The organism is Comamonas sp. B-9, from assembly GCF_000410635.1.
Taxonomy (GTDB): domain Bacteria; phylum Pseudomonadota; class Gammaproteobacteria; order Burkholderiales; family Burkholderiaceae_C; genus Comamonas.
The window spans coordinates 13137-15814 of sequence record NZ_KE148557.1 but is presented as its reverse complement, the minus strand read 5'-3'; the positions used below and the strand labels follow the sequence as shown (position 1 = coordinate 15814).

At 63.9% G+C, this 2678-nt stretch carries 4 protein-coding genes; 2 read left to right on the top strand and 2 right to left on the bottom strand.

Annotated elements, in window-relative coordinates; genetic code table 11:
* Positions 1–40: 40 nt before the first annotated feature.
* Both H928_RS0110645 and H928_RS0110640 read right to left on the bottom strand, forming a co-directional pair.
* A complete protein-coding gene (locus tag H928_RS0110645; RefSeq protein WP_021026492.1) occupies positions 41–904 on the bottom strand; it encodes a ScpA family protein in 864 nt (287 codons plus the stop codon).
* A 64-nt stretch (positions 905–968) separates the two neighbouring features.
* A complete protein-coding gene (locus H928_RS0110640) occupies positions 969–1175 on the bottom strand; it encodes a DUF3460 family protein (RefSeq protein WP_021026491.1) in 207 nt (68 codons plus the stop codon).
* Positions 1176–1219: 44 nt separating this feature from the next.
* Here H928_RS0110640 and H928_RS0110635 point away from each other — a divergent pair, with 44 nt between their 5' ends.
* Complete coding sequence (locus H928_RS0110635) at positions 1220–1714, top strand: hypothetical protein (protein WP_021026490.1); 495 nt, start codon at positions 1220–1222, stop codon at positions 1712–1714.
* 152 nt (positions 1715–1866) lie between these two features.
* The gene (locus tag H928_RS0110630) at positions 1867–2541 is read left to right on the top strand and encodes a YitT family protein (protein WP_021026489.1); all 675 of its coding nucleotides are present in this window, start codon (positions 1867–1869) and stop codon (positions 2539–2541) included.
* Positions 2542–2678: the final 137 nt, after the last annotated feature.

Here is a 2678-nt window from a genome sequence, read left to right as displayed (position 1 = left end):
AAAAGGGGCTTGGGCAGCGGCTCGGTCCGATCCTGCCGTGCTAGACGGGCGTATAGGACAGCCGCACATAGATGGGCGCAAAGGCTTCGGCCTGGGTGATCTCGATCAGCGTTTCCTTGGCCAGCTCCAGCAGCGCGATAAAGGTGACGACCAGCACGGTGCTGCCTTTTTCCGGCTCGAAGATGTCCTCGAACTCGACAAAGCGCCGCCCTTGCAGGCGCTTGAGGATGGCGCTCATGTACTCGCGCACCGAGAGCTCTTCGCGGGTGATCTTGTGGGTCTGCACCAGCTTGGCGCGTTTGAGGATGTCGCGCCAAGCCTCCTGCAGCTCGGACATTTCCACATCGGGAAAGCGCGGCTGCAGTGCCTGCTCGATGAAGACCTGGGCCTTGATGAAGTCGCGCCCGTACTGCGGCACGGCACCCAGGCCCTGGGCGGCCAGCTTCATCTGCTCGTACTCCAGCAGGCGGCGCACCAGCTCGGCCCGCGGGTCTTCGGCCTCTTCGCCCTCGGCCTGCTTTTTGGGCGGCAGCAGCATGCGCGACTTGATCTCGATCAGCATCGCGGCCATCAGCAGGTACTCGGCGGCCAGCTCCAGGTTGCGGCTGCGGATCTCGTCGACATAGCTCAGGTACTGGCGCGTGACGCTCAGCATCGGGATGTCGAGGATATTGAAGTTCTGCTTGCGGATCAGGTAGAGCAGCAAGTCCAGCGGGCCTTCAAAAGCTTCCAGGAACACCTCGAGCGCATCGGGCGGGATGTACAGGTCCGTCGGCATGGCGAACAGCGGCTCGCCGTAGAGCCGTGCGAGCGCGACCTGGTCCACCACCTCGGGCATGGCGGCAGCCCCAGCGGCGGGGCGCACGCCGTCCTCAGCCTGGGTCAGGTTGCCGGGTGTTGCCATGCGCGGGGGCTATGCGGGATCGAAAGCCGCTGCGGGGCCAGGTGGCCGGCAGCGGGCAGGGCGATCAATCGTGGTTGGTTTGGTACACGTAGGGCTTTTGCGCCACACGTGCGGTTTGGTACTCGGCTTGCTGCTGGCGGTCCAGATCCTTGTCCCAGAGCAGGGCGCGGCCTTCGCGCTGGCCTTGTTCGAGCTCGGGCTTGTCAGCCTTGAGCTTGAGCAGGAACTGGGTGGTGTCGGATTGGTAGTCGGGGCGGCGGAAGAAAGACATAGCGTATATTTACCTCTTGTGCCTGGATTCTACCGAACCTGACCATGTCCTTCGTCACCAAGCTTGCAATCGCCGCCTCTGCGCTGGCCGTTTCCGTGTTTTTGGCGGGCTGCGACCAGCAGCGCATCAAGGAACTGGAAGAACACGTCTCCACCGAGCAGGACGTGCGCGACCGCTTTGGCGAGCCCAACCAGATCTGGGACGAGGCCGATGGCTCGCACACACTGGAGTACACCCGCCAGCCCGCCGGTGCCCAGAACTACATGATCACCATTGGCACCGACGGCAAGATGAGCGCGCTGCGCCAGGTGCTGGCGCCCGCCTACTTTGCCAAGGTGCAGCCGGGCATGGACCAGCAGCAGATCCGCCGCCTGCTGGGCCAGCCGGCCAAGCGCACCAGCTATCCGCTGAAGAACGAGGCCGAATGGGACTGGGGCTGGATCGACCCGCCCAGCACCAAGATGCTGTTCACCGTGGTGTTCGACGCCCAGGGCAAGGTGCTGCGCAGCAACAGCACCCAGGTGGTGAATAGCCGCTGAGCGCTGCTGTGCCAGTAGCGTAAGTGTTGTGGATATGCCTACACCTTACCGGCTGAAACTCTTTAAAATTCGGGTTTATACCTAGCATCACCCATGCCAGGCAGCCCCGCGCACTACCCTTGCGCGGGCATGAAACTTGCTGTCAACCCGACATGTCCTCACCGCTATCCCGCCCTGACGGCCCTACGGCTCTGCCTGGCCCCGTCGCTGCTGCGCCCGCGTCGCTCGGCCCTGCGCTGCGCCATGGCCGCTTTGAAGATGCGCAGGCGCTGTTCACCGGCTCGCTGTTTGTCTCGATCACCCTGGGGCTGTTTGCGCAGGCCGGGCTGCTGACGGACAGCACCGCAGGTTTGGCGTTCTTGCTGCACTACGCCACTGGCCTGCCGTTTGGCGCGATTTTCTTTGCGATCAATCTGCCGTTTTACTGGTTCGCCTGGACGCGCATGGGGCCGGAGTTCACGATCAAGACCTTTGTCTCGGTGGCCATGCTGGCGCTGCTGGTCGATATCGGGCCGCGCTTTATCCATATCGATTACCTGAACCCGCTGTATGCCGCGATTGCCGGAGGCCTGTTGATGGGCACCGGTTGCCTCTTTCTGGCGCGCCACCGCTCCAGCCTGGGCGGCGCCACCATTGTGTCGCTCTACCTGCAGGACCGCTATGGCATCCGCGCCGGCAAGGTGCAGATGGTCATCGACTGCACGGTGGTGCTGCTGGCGCTGTGGGTCGTGCCATTCGAGCGCGTGGCCTACTCGGTACTGGCTGCCGTCGTGATGAGCGTGTTCTTATGGATCAGCCACCGGCCTGGGCGCTACGCCGGCAACTGATGGCTGAAATGCCGCTGCGCTTCAGGGACCGCTGGGGATGGCGTTTTCCGGCGCCGCTGCAGGCTTGGCTGGCGGCACTGGCTGGCTTGGCGTTGCCGCTTGCATTGGCTCGCTGGGCTGCTGCGGCGGGGAGGGCT